The sequence below is a fragment of the Achromobacter sp. SIMBA_011 genome (genome assembly GCF_046535435.1).
GTDB classification, from domain to species: Bacteria; Pseudomonadota; Gammaproteobacteria; order Burkholderiales; family Burkholderiaceae_B; genus Achromobacter; species Achromobacter dolens.
The window spans coordinates 1-302 of record NZ_JAWRWN010000238.1 but is presented as its reverse complement, the minus strand read 5'-3'; the positions used below and the strand labels follow the sequence as shown (position 1 = coordinate 302).

The following is a 302-nucleotide window of genomic DNA, read 5'->3' as shown; positions in this document are numbered from 1 at the left end:
CGAGCGCAAACCCCGCCACGGCCGCAATGATCGGCTTGCGGATCTCGCGGACGGTCTCCCAGTTACGCGTGATGTAGTCGCCGCGGTACACATCCATATACGAATAGGTGGCCATCATGCCGATGTCGGCGCCGGCCGCGAACGCCTTCTCGCTGCCCGTCACGACGATCGCGCCGATTTCGTCGTCTGCGTCGAACGCCTTCAGCGCCGCACCCAACTCATCCATCAACGCATCGTTCAGCGCATTGAGCGCCTTCGGACGGTTGAGCGTGATCAATCCGACTCGCCCTCGGGTCTCCACC

At 63.2% G+C, this 302-nt stretch carries 1 protein-coding gene; it reads right to left on the bottom strand.

Translation table 11 applies throughout. The annotated features are described in order from the left end of the window. Positions 1-301, bottom strand: a 301-nt coding sequence (locus SB816_RS30745; protein WP_410548085.1) for an enoyl-CoA hydratase-related protein, incomplete at its 3' end; no start/stop codon positions are given. Position 302 lies beyond the last annotated feature (1 nt).